The sequence below is a fragment of the Citrobacter sp. MGH100 genome, from assembly GCF_001034465.1.
In the GTDB taxonomy this organism is placed as follows: Bacteria; Pseudomonadota; Gammaproteobacteria; order Enterobacterales; family Enterobacteriaceae; genus Citrobacter; species Citrobacter youngae.
This window is the reverse complement of the sequence record NZ_KQ089801.1, coordinates 602,046-617,786: the sequence shown is the minus strand read 5'-3', so window position 1 is coordinate 617,786 and position 15,741 is coordinate 602,046. Positions and strand designations below refer to the sequence as shown.

Annotated in this window: 15 protein-coding genes; 1 reads left to right on the top strand and 14 read right to left on the bottom strand. The window is 52.6% G+C overall.

Annotated features, from left to right (window positions below):
• Positions 1-13: 13 nt before the first annotated feature.
• Positions 14-1,381 carry a carbohydrate porin gene (locus tag SK32_RS14505; protein ID WP_048213010.1) on the top strand — a complete coding sequence of 456 codons (1,368 nt, stop codon included), beginning with the start codon at positions 14-16 and terminating at the stop codon, positions 1,379-1,381.
• 48 nt (positions 1,382-1,429) lie between these two features.
• On the opposite strand, the gene emrB is transcribed toward SK32_RS14505, so the two are convergent.
• The 14 genes from emrB to SK32_RS14435 form a co-directional block, all read right to left on the bottom strand.
• Positions 1,430-2,968: a multidrug efflux MFS transporter permease subunit EmrB gene (gene emrB, locus SK32_RS14500; protein WP_048213009.1), complete on the bottom strand. Its 1,539-nt coding sequence runs from the start codon at positions 2,966-2,968 to the stop codon at positions 1,430-1,432.
• Between the two features lie 16 nt (positions 2,969-2,984).
• Complete coding sequence (gene emrA / locus SK32_RS14495) at positions 2,985-4,157, bottom strand: multidrug efflux MFS transporter periplasmic adaptor subunit EmrA (protein WP_048213008.1); 1,173 nt, start codon at positions 4,155-4,157, stop codon at positions 2,985-2,987.
• A 127-nt stretch (positions 4,158-4,284) separates the two neighbouring features.
• Complete coding sequence (gene mprA / locus SK32_RS14490) at positions 4,285-4,815, bottom strand: transcriptional repressor MprA (RefSeq protein WP_005122929.1); 531 nt, start codon at positions 4,813-4,815, stop codon at positions 4,285-4,287.
• A 90-nt stretch (positions 4,816-4,905) separates the two neighbouring features.
• A complete protein-coding gene (gene ygaH, locus SK32_RS14485; protein ID WP_005122930.1) occupies positions 4,906-5,241 on the bottom strand; it encodes an L-valine transporter subunit YgaH in 336 nt (111 codons plus the stop codon).
• Positions 5,231-5,968, bottom strand: a complete 738-nt coding sequence (locus tag SK32_RS14480; protein WP_048213007.1) for an AzlC family ABC transporter permease — start codon at positions 5,966-5,968, stop codon at positions 5,231-5,233. The genes ygaH and SK32_RS14480 overlap by 11 nt, the downstream gene beginning before the upstream one ends.
• A gap of 122 nt (positions 5,969-6,090) precedes the next feature.
• Positions 6,091-7,275 carry an MFS transporter gene (locus tag SK32_RS14475; protein WP_048213006.1) on the bottom strand — a complete coding sequence of 395 codons (1,185 nt, stop codon included), beginning with the start codon at positions 7,273-7,275 and terminating at the stop codon, positions 6,091-6,093.
• A gap of 191 nt (positions 7,276-7,466) precedes the next feature.
• Entirely contained in the window at positions 7,467-8,462 is a 996-nt protein-coding gene (gene proX / locus SK32_RS14470; protein ID WP_048213005.1) for a glycine betaine/L-proline ABC transporter substrate-binding protein ProX, read from the bottom strand.
• A gap of 189 nt (positions 8,463-8,651) precedes the next feature.
• Complete coding sequence (proW, locus tag SK32_RS14465) at positions 8,652-9,716, bottom strand: glycine betaine/L-proline ABC transporter permease ProW (protein ID WP_048213004.1); 1,065 nt, start codon at positions 9,714-9,716, stop codon at positions 8,652-8,654.
• On the bottom strand, positions 9,709-10,911 hold the full coding sequence (gene proV, locus SK32_RS14460; RefSeq protein ID WP_003037282.1) for a glycine betaine/L-proline ABC transporter ATP-binding protein ProV: 1,203 nt from the start codon (positions 10,909-10,911) through the stop codon (positions 9,709-9,711). The genes proW and proV overlap by 8 nt, the downstream gene beginning before the upstream one ends.
• A 354-nt stretch (positions 10,912-11,265) precedes the next feature.
• Positions 11,266-12,225, bottom strand: coding sequence for a class 1b ribonucleoside-diphosphate reductase subunit beta (nrdF, locus tag SK32_RS14455; RefSeq protein ID WP_048213003.1), 960 nt, complete (start codon positions 12,223-12,225; stop codon positions 11,266-11,268).
• Between the two features lie 10 nt (positions 12,226-12,235).
• Entirely contained in the window at positions 12,236-14,380 is a 2,145-nt protein-coding gene (nrdE, locus tag SK32_RS14450; RefSeq protein WP_048213002.1) for a class 1b ribonucleoside-diphosphate reductase subunit alpha, read from the bottom strand.
• Entirely contained in the window at positions 14,353-14,763 is a 411-nt protein-coding gene (nrdI, locus tag SK32_RS14445) for a class Ib ribonucleoside-diphosphate reductase assembly flavoprotein NrdI (protein ID WP_048213001.1), read from the bottom strand. Before nrdI ends, nrdE begins: the two co-directional genes overlap by 28 nt.
• Positions 14,760-15,005 carry a glutaredoxin-like protein NrdH gene (gene nrdH / locus SK32_RS14440; protein WP_048213000.1) on the bottom strand — a complete coding sequence of 82 codons (246 nt, stop codon included), beginning with the start codon at positions 15,003-15,005 and terminating at the stop codon, positions 14,760-14,762. Before nrdH ends, nrdI begins: the two co-directional genes overlap by 4 nt.
• A 281-nt stretch (positions 15,006-15,286) precedes the next feature.
• Positions 15,287-15,718 carry a carboxymuconolactone decarboxylase family protein gene (locus tag SK32_RS14435; RefSeq protein WP_048212999.1) on the bottom strand — a complete coding sequence of 144 codons (432 nt, stop codon included), beginning with the start codon at positions 15,716-15,718 and terminating at the stop codon, positions 15,287-15,289.
• Positions 15,719-15,741 lie beyond the last annotated feature (23 nt).

Here is a 15,741-nt window from a genome sequence, read left to right as displayed (position 1 = left end):
TTAGGGATAAAAAATGAAGGTGAAATATTTAGCGCTTGTGGTCGGCGCTTGCTTTTCGCATAACCTTTGGGCAGCAAATACTGCTATTGAACAGCGTCTTGCCGAACTGGAGCAGCGCGTGATTAATGCCGAACAGCGAGCCGCAGATGCTGAATCGCAAATTCGCTCGCTGAGGCAGCAGCAGGTAGCCGCAGCGCCGACGGTGCAAGTACAGTCTGCTGAACCCTCCGCCTCTACGGAAAATCCACCCAAGTTAACGCTATCCGGTTTTAGCGATATCAAGTTCTATGGCGACGTTGAGTTTAATATGGATGCGGCAAGCCGCTCTGGTAGTCTGACATCAACCAGAACTTCGGCAAATAAAGATTGGGCGCCGGGAACGAATGAGCGTTGGGATATCAACGGGCGTCTGCTATTAGGGTTTGATGGCTACCAACGACTGAACAACGGTAATTTCGCCGGATTCTCAGTTCAGCCGTTGGCAGACCTGACCGGAAAAATGAATCTCGATGATGCAGTGTTCTTTTTTGGCCAGGAAAAAGACTGGCAAATTAAGGTCGGACGTTTTGAAGCGTACGATATGTTCCCGCTGAATCAGGATACGTTTATTGAATATTCAGGTAATACGGCGAATGACCTTTACAGCGATGGCTATGGCTATATTTATATGATGAAAGAGGGGCGTGGGCGTAGCGACAGCGGCGGTAATTTCCTGATAAGTAAAACCATCGATAACTGGTATTTTGAAGTGAATACATTGATGGAAAATGCCAGTACGCTCTATACCGAGGAGCAGTACCACGGGATGGACTTAACCAATGATAAAAACGTGGCTTACGTGCGCCCGGTGATCGCCTGGCAAAACGGGCGTTTCTCGACGGCAGTGGCGATGGAAAGTAACGTCGTTAACAACGCCTACGGCTATTATGAGAACGGGAAGTGGATCGATCAGTCCGATCGTACGGGGTATGGTTTTACCATGACCTGGGACGGACAAAAAACCGATCCGGAAGACGGCGCGGTGATTAACCTGAATACTGCTTATATGGACGCGACCGATGAGACCGATTTTACCGCTGGGGTGAACGCGTTGTGGCATCGATTCGAACTGGGCTATATCTATGCGCATAACAACATTGACGCTTTCAATGCCACTAACCTGGAGGCCGTTTGCGAGGAAGACTGCTGGATCACCGATCCGGGCAGCTATGACATTCACACCATTCATGCCTCATACTTATTCCCTAACGTAATGAATATGAGAAACTTTAATATCTATCTCGGTGCTTATGCCTCATGGGTTGAGGCCGATCCGAACAATGGCGACAACAGCGAAGATGCACGTTACGGTGGACGCCTGAGATTCAAATATTATTTCTAATGCTGGCCACAATAAAAAAGGGATCCGCAGATCCCTTTTATTAGAGAGTTAGTGCGCTCCACCGCCGCCGCCGCCCGCGCCGAAGGGCGGTTTGGCGAACCACACCAGACCAAGCAAAACCAGGAAGATCCCCGCCGACATCCAGAAGATTTCGTTGGCGGAAATAATCAGACCCTGATTAGTGATCTGCTGGGCTATCCACCCTGACGCCTGCTGGTGCGTCATCCCTAAATCCTGCAGCTTGTCGTACATTGCCTGAGCATTTGGGTTGTAGGGGTTTACTGACTCCGTCAGTTGCGCATGGTGCAGCGACTCACGGCTAGTCCACATCGTTGTGGTGATCGATGTGCCAATAGAACCCGCCAGCGTTCGCGTAAAGTTAGACAGGCTCGATGCTGCCGCCATTCGTTCAGGCGGTAACCCCGATAGCGTGATGGTGGTCAGTGGCATAAAGAAGCAGGCTACCGCGAACCCCTGAATAAACTGCGGCCAGGCCGATGCGCCAAAATCCATACCGGGTTCGAATGTCCACGCACGCCAGTAGAAACAGACGGCATACATGATGAAGCTGAACGTGACCAGCCGACGCATATCCAGCTTGTGTGCGAAACGGCCGATAATCGGCGACAGGATCACCGGAATCACCCCAACCGGCGCAGACGCCAGACCTGCCCAGGTTGCCGTATATCCGTACACCTCCTGCAATAACTGCGGTAACAGGACGATTGCGCCGAAGTAGAGCATATAGGCCAGACTGATACACAGACAGCCGATGGTAAAGTTGCGCGACTTAAACAGCGAGAGATCGACAATGGGGTGCTCATCGGTAAGCTCCCAGACGATGAGGAAGCTGATTGCCACCACGGCGACAACCGTCAGGATAATAATTTCCTGCGAGGCGAACCAGTCCAATTCTTTGCCGCGGTCGAGCATAATCTGCAAACTGCCGATACCAATGACCAGCAAAGCCAGACCAATGGCGTCGATACGCCGCTGCTCGGTTTTGGTTTCCCGACCTCGCAAAGTTTGCAGCGTCATTAATACCACTACAGCACCGATTGGCACGTTGATAAAAAATATCCAGCCCCAGTGATAGTTGTCGCTGATATAGCCCCCCAGAATAGGACCACATATCGGGGCAACAATCACCGTCATCGACCATAGCGCCAGGGCGATGGAACGCTTGGCGGGTGGATAGTTATTCAATAACAGGCTTTGTGACAGCGGAATCAATGGACCAGCGACAATACCCTGAATGACGCGGAAGAAAATCAGCATGTTCAGGCTGGTGGACATCCCGCATGCCCACGACGCAATGACGAAGGCGATAGTTGACCACATGAATAGTCTGACTTCGCCAACGCGTTTGGCCAGCCAGCCGGTGATCGGAATTGAGATAGCGTTCGCCACCCCGAATGAGGTGATCACCCAGGTTCCCTGGCTCAGCGAAGAGCCGAGGTTCCCGGCGATAGTGGGGATCGCCACGTTAGCAATGGTGGAGTCCAGCACCTGCATGAATGTCGCCAGGGACAGCGCAATCGTCATAATGACGAGCTGCGCGCCTTCAAGCGGTTTTTGCTGTTGCATCACACGCACCTTTAAATTAGCCCGCGTTGGCCTGCACGATCTCTTCGATCATCTTATTGACCGGATCAAGGTTGATTTCACGTGCATTACTTTCTGATACTGGCGTGGTGCGGACCTGGCTTGCCAGGATCTGCCCGTCACGATTAGCGGTATCTACCGTAACCAGTGTTGACAAACCAATACGCAGTGGATGTTGTGCCAGCTGCTGCGCATCCAGTTCGATACGTACCGGCAAACGCTGGACGACTTTGATCCAGTTACCGGTCGCGTTTTGCGCCGGCAGCAGGGAGAACGCGCTGCCCGTACCCATATCCAGGCCGACGACTTTCCCGGTGTATTTCACGTCATCGCCGTAAATATCACTGATAACGGTCGCCGGTTGGCCAATACGCATGTGCGCCAGCTGTGTTTCTTTGAAGTTGGCATCCACCCACAGGTTAGTGGCCGGAACAACCGCCATCAGTGGCGTAGTCGGGCTAATTTGCGCGCCAGGCTGCACGGCACGACGGGAAACATAGCCGGTCATCGGGCTAACAATTTTGGTACGTTCCAGTGCCAGCCAGGCATTACGCACTTCGGTGGCAGCCTGTTGTACAGCAGGTTGATCTTCCAGCTTGCTACCCAGAATCATTGCCTGGTTCGCATTATATTGTTGGATTGCGACATCAAGCTGAGCCTGAGCGCTGGCGACGGCATCGCGGGCATGTTGCAGTTCTTCGCGGCCAATCAGGTTGGCATTACCCAGCGGGACACGGCGATTAAAGTCGCTTTGTGCCTGGGCCAGTGCAGTTCTCTGCACTTCAATGCTGGCCTGCAGTTGCTTGCTGTTGATCATCAACTGGTGCGTCTGGCGCACGCTGGAGGCCAGCGCAGTTTTGGCTTTTTCAAATGCCTGTTTGGCATCTGTCTGGTCGAGAGTGACCAGCACATCGCCCTGTTTTACAAAGTCAGTGTTATCAGCCCAGACTTTCGTCACGCTGCCTGATACCTGCGCCATAATTTGAACCTGGTTCCCTGCCACGTACGCATCGTCTGTCTCTTCGATATGACGCAGTACTAAAAACCAATAAATCCCATATGCCACGGCAATGATAATAAAGAGCAAGGTCAGCAGGAGTAGCATACTTTTACGTTTGCCATTCTTCTTGACCGGTTGCTGCGGGGTTTGAGTCTCCGCATTTGCGCTCATGTTGTTCTCCACGATCTTATTTTTTCACATCGGCTGAGCCGACCTGTTTATCAGACAGGCCAGCAGTATGCGTGCTGGCCTGTCGGTTTTTCATTTATAAATCTGGATTTCTGAGCGAGTCAGCGCGTTAGCGCAGCGCTTCTAACACCGCGCCATCCTGCTCCATCTGATCAAGACGGGTCAGAAGTTTACGGGTGATATGCTCAAGTTGATCTTTTTCGGTGGTGCTGAGAGATGACCAAAGCTGATGAAGGCAGTTATGCTGAGGCGGTAATACCTCCTGCAAAAAAGCATGGCCTTTTTCGGTCAATTGCAGATGCAGACAGCGGCGATCGTTATCGCTTTCGCGGCGCTCGATCCAGCCACGCTTTTCTAACTCATCCGCGATACGGGTGGCGTTAGTCCGTGACGAGCCAAGTGCGCAACTCAGTTCAGAAGGCTGAATACTGTGGTTTTCCTGAGACTCCAGCGTAATCAACGCCATAAACAACGTCTCGTTAATCCCTTGAGCTTTCAGCATCTTATTGCGGTTTTCCAGCAGCTTGCCCTGCATATGCATGCAAAGACGAGTCAGAAGCACTTCCTGATAAGGGAACTCTTCGTAGCGGCTGGCGCGAAATTTTAGCATTTGTTCAATGGGCGTAAACGAACTATCCATTTGGGTATAACCTCATTAATTTCAGCCGATATAGTAACGACAGTGACAAATAAAGTAAATGTATTATTTATTTAAAATGATTATTTTAATCTATAAGACAAACAACATTTTCCAGGCTAATCCATAGCCCAGGGCACTCAGTAAGGTCGGAATGATGATGCTGCGGGTCTTATAGAAGCTTGCACCCAGTACCACAAACCCCACCAGCGTAGGCACAAAACGACGGGCGTCGTGCATCACTTCTGGCGCAGTAGACACCACCAGCAGGGCGCAAATTGATGCAATACCGATGGTGTCGAGTAATATTCCAGTGGCTCCGCGTTTTGTCGGGCGCACATTCCCCATTCGCAAACGCAGTGGTAAATAGCGAAAACAGTAATTGACGCAGCCGACCAGCAGGCCGAGCAGCAGAACCTCATAACTCATCAGGACCTCCCTGCCAGAACGACTGAATGAGCGCGGTCAGGCATCCACAGGCTATGCCCGCCAGGATGGCCGCCGGGATAGAGAACAGCGTCACGCCAGCCAGCGCACCGGCTAATGCCGCCGTGACGCATAGCGTTTGCTTACGCTGGAAAGAGGCCAGCAGAAAACTCATAAACAGTGCCGGGAGCATAAACCCCAGCGCCGCTTCTACCGCCGGGAACCCCTTCAGTAAGCCAGTGCCGGAAAACGCGCCGAGCACCGTACCAAACACCCAGGAGGCCCAGGAGCATAGCGCAATGCCGATCATCCAGTTTTCACTCCAGCGCCGGTTATCCCGCACCAGCTTCGCCGTTGCCGCGGCAAAGACTTCGTCGGTGAGGCCAAAGGCCCATAGCGCGCTTTTAGGTTTGCTCAGCTGTCGGGCGATACGGCTACGCAGAGAAGGGCCGTACAAAACGTGGCGAACATCCATCGCCATGACGGTCAGAGCCGCGACCCACAGTGAGCTGCCTGCGGCGAGCATGGTTGTGATGACAAACTGGCTGGCGCCGGCGTAAATGATGCAGGAGAAAAAAATGCTTTCAACGGGAGTAAAGCCCAGGCGAGTCGCATTCATACCAAATGCAAATGCGACCGGAATATAACTGATAACTATCGGTAGGCTGTCTTTGAATCCTTCAGTTAACGTTGCAGAACGGGATTCAGACTGGGGAACAGGGCTTTCCATAGGATTATAGGCTTCATTACCGAAATTAAAATAACCTGGCTCAATGCGTTATAACCTTAGCAGACTGATGGGCTCCTTAACACCCTGAGGAGCCCAATCAAAGATAAACAGACGTTATACGCCTAATTTACGGCTTCCTGGCGGTGAAAACCTCGCCACCAGACCAGCAGGTTGAGTACGGCAACAGTCACACCTGCCAGACAAACGCCAGCCCAGCCGGCATGCTGCCAGGCTGAAGCTGAAATCAGCGAACCTGCCGCACCACCAATGAAATAGCTGGTCATGTACCCGGCAGTCAGGCGATTACGTGCGTCCGGGTGAATGCGATAGATAACGGTCTGGTTGGTGATATGTACCCCCTGAACGGTCAGATCCAGTACCAGGATACCGATAATCAGTATCGGCACTGAAGTATGTCCGAACCAGATAGCCAGCCAGGAGAGCAACAGTAGCAGCAGGCCTGCGGTAGTCGTGAGGTGTGATTTACCCTTATCGGCAAAACCGCCCGCCGGACGAGCGCCTAACGCACCGGCGGCCCCGGCCAGACCGAACAGACCAATCATCCCCTCTGAATAGTTAAACGGCGGTGCGGCGAGTAAAAATGCCATCGATGTCCAGAGGATACTGAAGTTGGCAAAGGTCAGGCAGCCCAGCATCGCGCGGGTGCGGAGTAATTTATCGTGGATAAACAGGCTAAACACGGAGCCCAATAGCTGCGGGTAGTTAAGATGGGTCTCTGATTTCATCTTTGGCAAACCACGCCACAGGGCAATCGCCATCAACGCCATCAATACTGAGGCCACCCAAAACACGGTGCGCCAGCCGCCGAGATTCGCCAGCAATCCTGCAACCGTTCGCGCCAGCAAAATCCCCAGCAACAGGCCGCTCATAATCGTGCCGACAACCTTACCGCGCTTGTCTGGCGTGGCGAGCGTCGCCGCCAGCGGAACCAGGATCTGTGCGACAACTGAGAACAACCCGGTTAGCGCAGTACCGAGGATCAGCATGCCCAGCGACTGACTGCTGGCAGTAATCAACATGCCACCTGCTGCGAGCAACGTCATGGAAACGATCAGCCTCCGACGCTCAAACATATCGCCAAGCGGTACTAAAAACAGCAGGCCAGCCGCGTAGCCAAGCTGTGCGGCGGTGACAATAAACCCTGCGGTACTGGCAGACAGCGAAAAGTTACGCGCGATGGTGTCGAGCAGCGGCTGGGCGTAATAATTACTGGCAACGGCGAGGCCGGTCGCCACAGACATTAAAACAATCAGTGCCGGGCTAAGCCCGTGAGTGGGTTTGGTCATTGTTTTCAACTGAATAATGGGGTGCAGAAAACAATCATAACGGAAGTGATTAAATGTTGCTGATTTGTTGGGTGATGGATTGTGCGGTGAGGGAGGGGCGTGTAGACCGGATAAGGCGCATCGCGCCACCATCCGGCATTGGTGTGGTTACCGGGCCTGATAGCGTCGCGCTTATCAGGCCTACGAGTGGGTTATTTCTGCGCAGCCAGCGCTTCTTTTACCCAGCCGTCGAACTGCTGCTGGTGGGCTTTTATCCAGCCATCAACGTGGCCCTGAACGTCAGCTTCTGAGGCTTTACCATCATGCATCATTGCGTTCTGCGCATTGATATCTGCCAGTGGTAATTTCATGATGGCAAACAGTTTCGCCGCCGCTGGGTTTTTCTCCGCCCAGACCTTGTTGGCGACAATGTGCATGGTGTTTACCGGGAAGCCATAGTTCGCGCCGTTCGGCAGTTTGGTATCGATATCTTTCTGTTCACCGGGCAGAGAAGAAAACGGGACCTGCAGCCAGACGACATCTTTGCCCGGTTTCATCACGTCACTGACCCAGTACGGTGTCCAGGTGTAGTAAAGAATGGGTTTGCCTTCTTTAAAGCGGGTAATGGTGTCAGCCATCATCGCCGCATAGTTACCGTGGCTGACCTCGACGGTTTTTTCCAGATCGAAGGCTTTGTTCTGGTGGTTGATTACTGCTTCACAACCCCAGCCCGGCGAACAGCCCATCATATCGGCTTTACCGTCACCGTTGGTGTCAAAGATTTTGGCGATCTTCGGATCTTTTAACTGGGCGATGTTGGTGATTTTGTACTGCTCAGCGGTTTTTTTGTCGATCAGATAACCCTGTGCGGCACCCGTAACGAATACCCCCTCGCGATAAAACTTTTTGTCTCCGCCGGCTGCGGCGTACATATCATCATGCAGCGGCTGCCAGTTCACGGCGGTAAAAGTTGCATCGCCAGAGGCAATAGAGGTATAGCCGACGTTGTAGTCAACTTCGCTGGTTTTGTTAACGGTGTAACCCAGTTTCTCCAGCGCACGGGCGACTAACTGCGTCTGGAAGGATTCTTCAGAGATAGTGCTCTGGATTGGCTGTACAGTGATGCCTTTGCCCGGCAGGTCGGCAGCGAAAGTGCTGGTGGAGACAAGGGTGGCAAACGCTGTGGCAATAATGATTTTCTGTCGCATCGTTGTTCCTTATTGCACTTCATCCTTCAAGCCGCTTCTTTGTTGGCTGCATTCATGCACCCCAGTCACGTACTACTTGTACGCTCCAGGGGATACATTCGTTTGCCGCCGCGATGCAACTTGAACGATTTTGCGCAAGTTAATGAATTGTCGGCCCGGTAAGCAATGCGCTACCGGGCAACGGGTGAATTACTTCGTGAAAGGGCGAGTGATAAGCCCAACAGGACCGGTGGTGTACCAGCGGCGGTTGCCACGGCTACGTGAGTCGCGACCGACGGCCTGCGTCAGGCGATCCAGAATGATGGCGAGGATCACAATCCCAACTCCGCCGACGGTGGCAAGCCCCATATCCAGACGACCGATACCGCGCAGAACCATCTGACCCAGCCCACCGACGGCGATCATCGACGCGATGACGACCATGGAGAGTGCCAGCATCAGCGTCTGGTTCACCCCGGCCATAATGGTGGGCATCGCCAGCGGGAGCTGCACTTTAAACAGCATCTGACGCGGGCTGGCACCAAACGAGCGCGAGGCTTCAATCAGATCGGCTGGCACCTGGTTAATCCCCAGAATAGTCAGACGTACGATTGGCGGCAGGGCGAAGATAATCGTCACCACTACGCCCGGGACGTTACCAATACCGAACAACATGACAATCGGCACCAGATAGACGAACGCAGGTGTGGTTTGCATCGCATCCAGCAGCGGGCGAACAATTTTTGCTGCCCGAGGGCTACGCGCTAACCAGATCCCCATCGGCAGGCCAATCACCACGCAGAACAGCAGCGCGGTCAGTACCAGCGCCAGGGTGATCATGGCTTGCGACCAGGCACCGATAGCACCGATAGCAATCAGTGAAATCAGCGTGGCGACGCCCATTCCGACGCCAGAAATTTGCCACGCGATAAGCGCAAAAATGATGATGGCGACCGGCGCAGGCATACCCAACAGCAGTTGTTGAAAGCCGTTGAGAATGTAATCCACCGGGACACGAATGCCCTGGAAGACCGGACGGAAATGGGTGACCACCCAATCAATCCCTTCGGTGACCCAGCTATCCAGCGGGATCAGCGTTTTATGGAACGGATCCATAATATTGAAATGCTCTGGTGCCGGCGCGGGGGCGCTGGTCAGCCAGTCTGCGCTACCACCGTCGGCAGGCGTGCCTGCGGGCGTCCCCCAGGCATCAGCAGATTGCGCGGCGCTATCGGCCGCAGGTGTGGTATCCCACGGATTAGTTTGATCAGCCATTGTTTACCCCCTCACGATCTAAAGCCTGTAACAGCATGCGTTTTGAAATGACGCCCACATACTGCTGTTCCTCATCAACAACCGGCACCGCGCACGGGGCCTGGCCGACATGAGAAAGCAACTCGCTGAGAGGAGTTTGTGCATCTACGGCTAACGGCTCATCGATCAATGCCGCTTCAATACCTTGCGCCTGACTTAACGCTGTTTTTAAGGAGTCGATTGAAACAACGCCAACGAATTTATTACCGCGTTCAATCACGTAACCATATTCGCGATCTTTGTCCTGCAGTAATTGCAGGGCTGAACGGGGGCCGACGCCTGGTGTTTTACGAATTAGCCCTTCAGGGCTACGACGGGATATATCTTTCGCACTGAAGACCTGGCTAATATCAACGCCACGGAAGAAGGTGCGTACATAATCATTGGCCGGATTATTCAGAATTTCATCCGGCGTGCCGACCTGCACCACTTCACCGTTTTGCATAATGGCAATTCTGTCGCCAATACGCATGGCTTCGTCGAGGTCGTGCGAAATAAAGACCACGGTGCGCTGATGCTTCGCCTGTAGTTTTACCAGTTCATCCTGCATTTCGGTACGAATTAAGGGATCGAGGGCTGAGAAGGCCTCATCCATTAATAAGATGTCAGGATTAATGGCTAATGCACGGGCGAGGCCCACACGCTGGCGCATCCCCCCGGAAAGTTCATCCGGGTAGCCGTGAGCATAATTCTCCAGACCAACCTGACGTAGCGCATCTAACGCTTTTTCACGACGTTCATCCGCACCAACACCGGCTAATTCCATGCCGAATGCCGTATTGTCCAGCACCGTCATGTGCGGCATCAGGGCAAAGGACTGGAACACCATCGCAATCTTTTTTCTGCGCACCTCGCGAAGCTCAGCATCGGATATCCGGGCGATGTCTACGCCGTCAATCAATACCTGCCCGCGGGTGGGTTCAATCAGGCGATTGAGAAGGCGTACCATTGTGGATTTACCCGAACCGGATAATCCCATGATGACAAATATCTCGCCTTCTTCAATGGCCAGACTGGCGTTCTTAACGCCAAGCGATAGCCCCGTTTTATCCAGAATCTGCTCTTTTGAAAGTCCTTTTTCAATATATTTGAAGGCTCTCTGGGGATGCTCTCCAAATATCTTATAGAGATTTTTAACTTCTAATTTAATTGCCATGCAATAGAATGATTCCTGTTATTTGTTTATATCGATATATTACCTGATGGAAATAGTGACCTTTTTCTACCCTAACATACTGAGAATCTGAGACAACCCTGAATTTGGTTGTGGCATGAATATTGCCAAACGTCAGATGGCGGAATTTCCCATGATATAAGGGCTGAGCGCGGATGAGCCGTGAGGGATATTTTTTGTAAATGACACTGAAAATGCGCCTGAATTGTTGAAATACAGGCGAATATTGCGGCTGATATTGAGTGTAGATCACACAATTATATTTGCACGACAAAAGTGTGATCCTGTTAAAATATTTCCGCGAAAAATGTACGGTATTTCCCGTAGGAATGATTGCTAGAAATTCCAGTCGTCATCTTCGGTTTCGACCGCTTTTCCCATCACATAGGATGAGCCAGAACCCGAGAAGAAATCGTGGTTTTCGTCAGCGTTGGGTGAGAGTGCAGCGAGGATTGCCGGGTTCACATCCGCCATTTCTGCCGGGAACAGGGCCTCATAACCTAAATTCATTAACGCCTTATTGGCGTTGTAGCAAAGGAAGGCTTTGACGTCTTCCACCCACGGGGTTTCCGCATACAATTCCTCCGTATAACGAACTTCGTTGTCATATAATTCCATCAACAGATCGAGGGCATAATTCTGTAGCGCTTCACGCGTCGAGGGTGAAACGTGCTCCAGACCTTTTTGATATTTATAGCCAATGTAATAACCATGAACCGCTTCATCACGAATGATCAGGCGGATAAGGTCAGCGGTATTCGTCAGCTTGCCGCGGCTGGAGAAATACATCGGTAGCCAGAAGCCGGAATAGAACAGAAAGGATTCCAGAAATACGCTGGCTATTTTCTTTTTCAACGGCTCCGCGCCGGCGTAATGCGTCAGAATTATCTGTGCCTTGTGCTGGAGTGGAGTTTTTTCTTCACTCCAGAGGTAAGCCGCATCCACATCTTTGGTCTGACAAAGCGTGGAAAAAATAGAACTGTAGGAACGCGCGTGCACGGCTTCCATAAAGCTGATATTCGACAGTACCGCCTCTTCATGTGGCGTGATTGAATCCGCCATCAGCGCGGGGGCTCCGGCGATATTCTGAATCGTGTCGAGCAGCGTCAGACCGGTAAATACGCGGATAGTGAGCTGCTGCTCGGCAGCGTTCAACGTTTGCCAGGCCGGAATGTCATTGGAGAGCGGGACCTTTTCCGGTAGCCAGAAGTTACTGGTCAGACGGTTCCATACCTCAAGATCTTTATCATCCTCAATCTTGTTCCAGTTGATGGCGCTGACGCGAGATAGTTTCATTTGATTCTCCTTACAGCGCGCATGACACGCAGCCTTCGATTTCGGTGCCTTCCAGCGCCAGTTGGCGTAGTCGGATGTAGTACAGGGATTTGATGCCTTTACGCCAGGCGTAAATCTGCGCTTTGTTGATATCGCGCGTGGTGGCGGTATCGGGGAAAAAGAGCGTCAGTGAAAGCCCTTGGTCGACATGCCGCGTTGCTTCAGCGTAGGTATCAATAATTTTTTGTGGACCGATCTCGTAGGCATCCTGATACAAGGCCAGATTCTCATTGGTCATAAACGGGGCAGGGTAGTAAACGCGCCCGGTTTTGCCCTCTTTGCGAATCTCCACTTTCGATACAATCGGGTGAATGCTTGACGTGGCATGGTTGATGTAGGAAATAGAACCGGTGGGCGGAACCGCCTGTAAATTCTGATTATAAATGCCGTAGCGCATCACATCTTCACGCAGTTGCGCCCACATCTCGCGCGTCGGCAGCGTAATGCCGCTGGCGGCGAACAGTGAGCGTACCTTGTCGGTTTTTGGCTGCCAGTCGCCCTGCAGATACTGGCTAAAATACTCGCCGCTGGCGTAGCGGGACTGCTGGAATCCGGCAAAGGTTTTACCGCGCTCGCGGGCGATCTTCATTGACGTATTCAGCGCATGCCAGGTGATGGTGTAGAAATAGAGATTGGTGAAATCCAGCCCTTCGGGCGAACCGTAGGCAATCCCTTCCCGCGCCAGATACCCGTGCAGGTTCATCTGCCCAAGGCCAATCGCGTGCGACGCGCTGTTCCCGGCTTCAATTGAGGGCACGCTGCGGATATGGCTCATGTCCGAAACGGCGGTTAAGCCACGAACTGCCGTCTCCACGGTGCGGCCAAAATCGGGTGAATCCATGGTATGGGCAATGTTCAACGAGCCGAGATTGCAGGAGATATCGTGCCCGGTCTGCTCGTAATTGAGATTTTCATCGTAGGTGGAGGCACTGTTAACCTGCAAAATCTCCGAGCACAGGTTGCTCATATTGATCCGACCGGCAATCGGATTGGCGCGATTCACCGTATCTTCAAACATGATGTAAGGATAACCAGACTCAAACTGGATCTCGGCCAGCCGCTGGAAGAACTCGCGGGCGTTAATGTATTTTTTGCGCACGCGTTCGTCGGCCACCAGTTCGTCATACCGCTCACTCACGGCGATATCACCGAACGGTTTGCCGTAAATCCGTTCCACGTCATACGGCGAGAACAGCGCCATCCGGGCATTTTCTTTCGCCAGTCGAAAGGTAACATCCGGGATCACCACGCCAAGCGAAAGCGTTTTGATACGGATTTTTTCGTCGGCGTTTTCGCGCTTGGTATCGAGAAAACGTAAAATATCCGGATGGTGTGCGTGCAGATACACCGCGCCTGCACCCTGACGTGCCCCGAGTTGATTCGCATAAGAAAACGCATCTTCCAGCATTTTCATGACCGGGATCACCCCGGAGGACTGGTTTTCAATACGCTTAATTGGCGCTCCGGCCTCGCGCAGATTCGAGAGTAAAAATGCCACGCCGCCGCCGCGTTTAGAGAGCTGCAGCGCTGAGTTAACCGCCCGACCGATGGACTCCATGTTGTCTTCAATGCGTAGCAGGAAGCAGGAAACCAGTTCGCCACGCTGTTGCTTACCGCAGTTTAAAAAGGTTGGCGTGGCGGGTTGAAAACGACCAGAGAGCATTTCATCAGTGAGCTGCATGGCAAGCACTTCATCGCCCTGCGCCAGCGTGAGCGCCACCATCGTCACCCGATCCTCAAAATCTTCGAGATAGCGCTTACCGTCGAACGTTTTCAGCGTATAGCTGGTGTAGAACTTCCATGCGCCAAGGAACGTCTGAAAACGGAATCCACTGGCGTGGGCGTGGGCAAATAGTTTCAGCACGAATGCGCGATTGTAGCGGGCTAAAATGCTTTCGTCGTAATAGCCTTCACGAATCAGCGTTTCCAGGCGTTCCTGCTGACTGGCAAAGACCACTGAATGAGGGCGGACGTGGGTAGCAAAAAAAGCCTCCACCGCCTGATGGTCTTTATCGAACTGAATACGCCCGGCTTTATCGTACAGATTTAGCATGGCGTTCAGGGCGTGATAATCCAGTGCGGGCTGGATTACGCGTTCTGCGGTTGTCGTTGCCAAAATTCGCTCACTCCTTTTCGAACGTTGTCGATATCGCTTTGGGTGCCCATCAGCTCAAAACGATAAAGCCACGGCACGCCGCATTTTTGTGAAATGACATCACCCGCGCGACCGTATGCATCACCGAAATTGCGGTTGCCGGAGGCGATCACGCCACGGATTAATGCCCGGTTATGAGGATCGTTTAAAAAGCGGATCACCTGACGCGGGACTGCGCCTGCCGTACCGCCGCCGCCGTAAGACGGCACGATTAAAATGTAAGGCTCGTCCACCTGGATCCGCTCGCGTTCATTAAGCGGAATGCGGATGGCAGGTAACCCCAGACGCTGCATAAATCGGTGCGTATTTTCGGAGCTGCTGGAGAAGTAGACGAGCGTCGTCATGCGCTGGCCACGCGTGGTTCCGGATGCAGACGGTTGATCATGTCCGGGCGAAACCCTGACCAACTGGTTTCACCCGCGACTACGACCGGTAACTGGCGAAAACCTTGCTCGCGCAGGCTATCTGCCAGTTCAGGCTGCAAATCGACGTTTACCATCTCAAAGTCAAAACCACGGCTTTCCATTGCCCGTTTGGTGGCATGGCACTGAACACAGTTATTGCGAGTGTAAATAATAATACGCATGATTCGTATTTCCATTTAAAAATAAAAGATCGGCGCGATAGAGGGCGTCGGGTTGTGTGTGTCCTGATAGGAGGAATACTAGATGTAGTTTTAAAAAGATTCAACCATACAAGATATGGGAATTTTAGATTAATGATGAACTGGGTGATGAGCGTGGCGGGGGAAGGCTAACTGGTGGTTCTAAATTGCCCGATGGCGCTAAGCTTATCGGGCCTACGGGCAACAGGAGAGCGCATCCCAGGCCGGATAAGGCGTTTATGCCGCCATCCGGCAGCGCAGAATCACATGCGCATCCCTACCGCCAGACGGTTAAAGCAGTTCATCAGGCTAATGGCAAACGTCAGGTCGCTAATTTCTTTCGCGCTAAAATGGTCGAGCAGCGGCAGATAAACATCATCTTCGGCATGGGTGCTGGCGATATCGGTGACGGATTCGGCCCACGCCAGCGCCGCACGTTCCTGCTCGCTGAAGTGGTGACTCACCCGCCAGCCTGCCAGCGCATCCAGTTTGGCCTGCGCAACACCGGATTTGCGCAGCGCTTTACTGTGCATTTCCAGACAAAAGGCGCAGCCGTTGATTTGCGAGACCCGCAGGTAAATCAGTTCCGTCAGCGTGGGTTCCAGCGCGCAGTTCTCCAGCGCTTTGCTTGCCTGAACCAGAGCGTTATAGACTTCAGGGCTGAGTTCATAATAGGGCTGGCGTAACATGGTCATAGTATTTCTCCTCGTTTGGATGA

Bases quoted from the DNA above. Each gene is read 5' to 3' on its own strand.
- SK32_RS14505 (WP_048213010.1), top strand. From the start codon at position 14: ATGAAGGTGAAATATTTAGCGCTTGTGGTCGGCGCTTGCTTTTCGCAT.
- emrB (WP_048213009.1), bottom strand. From the start codon at position 2,968: ATGCAACAGCAAAAACCGCTTGAAGGCGCGCAGCTCGTCATTATGACG.
- emrA (WP_048213008.1), bottom strand. From the start codon at position 4,157: ATGAGCGCAAATGCGGAGACTCAAACCCCGCAGCAACCGGTCAAGAAG.
- mprA (WP_005122929.1), bottom strand. From the start codon at position 4,815: ATGGATAGTTCGTTTACGCCCATTGAACAAATGCTAAAATTTCGCGCC.
- ygaH (WP_005122930.1), bottom strand. From the start codon at position 5,241: ATGAGTTATGAGGTTCTGCTGCTCGGCCTGCTGGTCGGCTGCGTCAAT.
- SK32_RS14480 (WP_048213007.1), bottom strand. From the start codon at position 5,968: ATGGAAAGCCCTGTTCCCCAGTCTGAATCCCGTTCTGCAACGTTAACT.
- SK32_RS14475 (WP_048213006.1), bottom strand. From the start codon at position 7,275: ATGACCAAACCCACTCACGGGCTTAGCCCGGCACTGATTGTTTTAATG.
- proX (WP_048213005.1), bottom strand. From the start codon at position 8,462: ATGCGACAGAAAATCATTATTGCCACAGCGTTTGCCACCCTTGTCTCC.
- proW (WP_048213004.1), bottom strand. From the start codon at position 9,716: ATGGCTGATCAAACTAATCCGTGGGATACCACACCTGCGGCCGATAGC.
- proV (WP_003037282.1), bottom strand. From the start codon at position 10,911: ATGGCAATTAAATTAGAAGTTAAAAATCTCTATAAGATATTTGGAGAG.
- nrdF (WP_048213003.1), bottom strand. From the start codon at position 12,225: ATGAAACTATCTCGCGTCAGCGCCATCAACTGGAACAAGATTGAGGAT.
- nrdI (WP_048213001.1), bottom strand. From the start codon at position 14,763: ATGACGACGCTCGTCTACTTCTCCAGCAGCTCCGAAAATACGCACCGA.
- nrdH (WP_048213000.1), bottom strand. From the start codon at position 15,005: ATGCGTATTATTATTTACACTCGCAATAACTGTGTTCAGTGCCATGCC.
- SK32_RS14435 (WP_048212999.1), bottom strand. From the start codon at position 15,718: ATGACCATGTTACGCCAGCCCTATTATGAACTCAGCCCTGAAGTCTAT.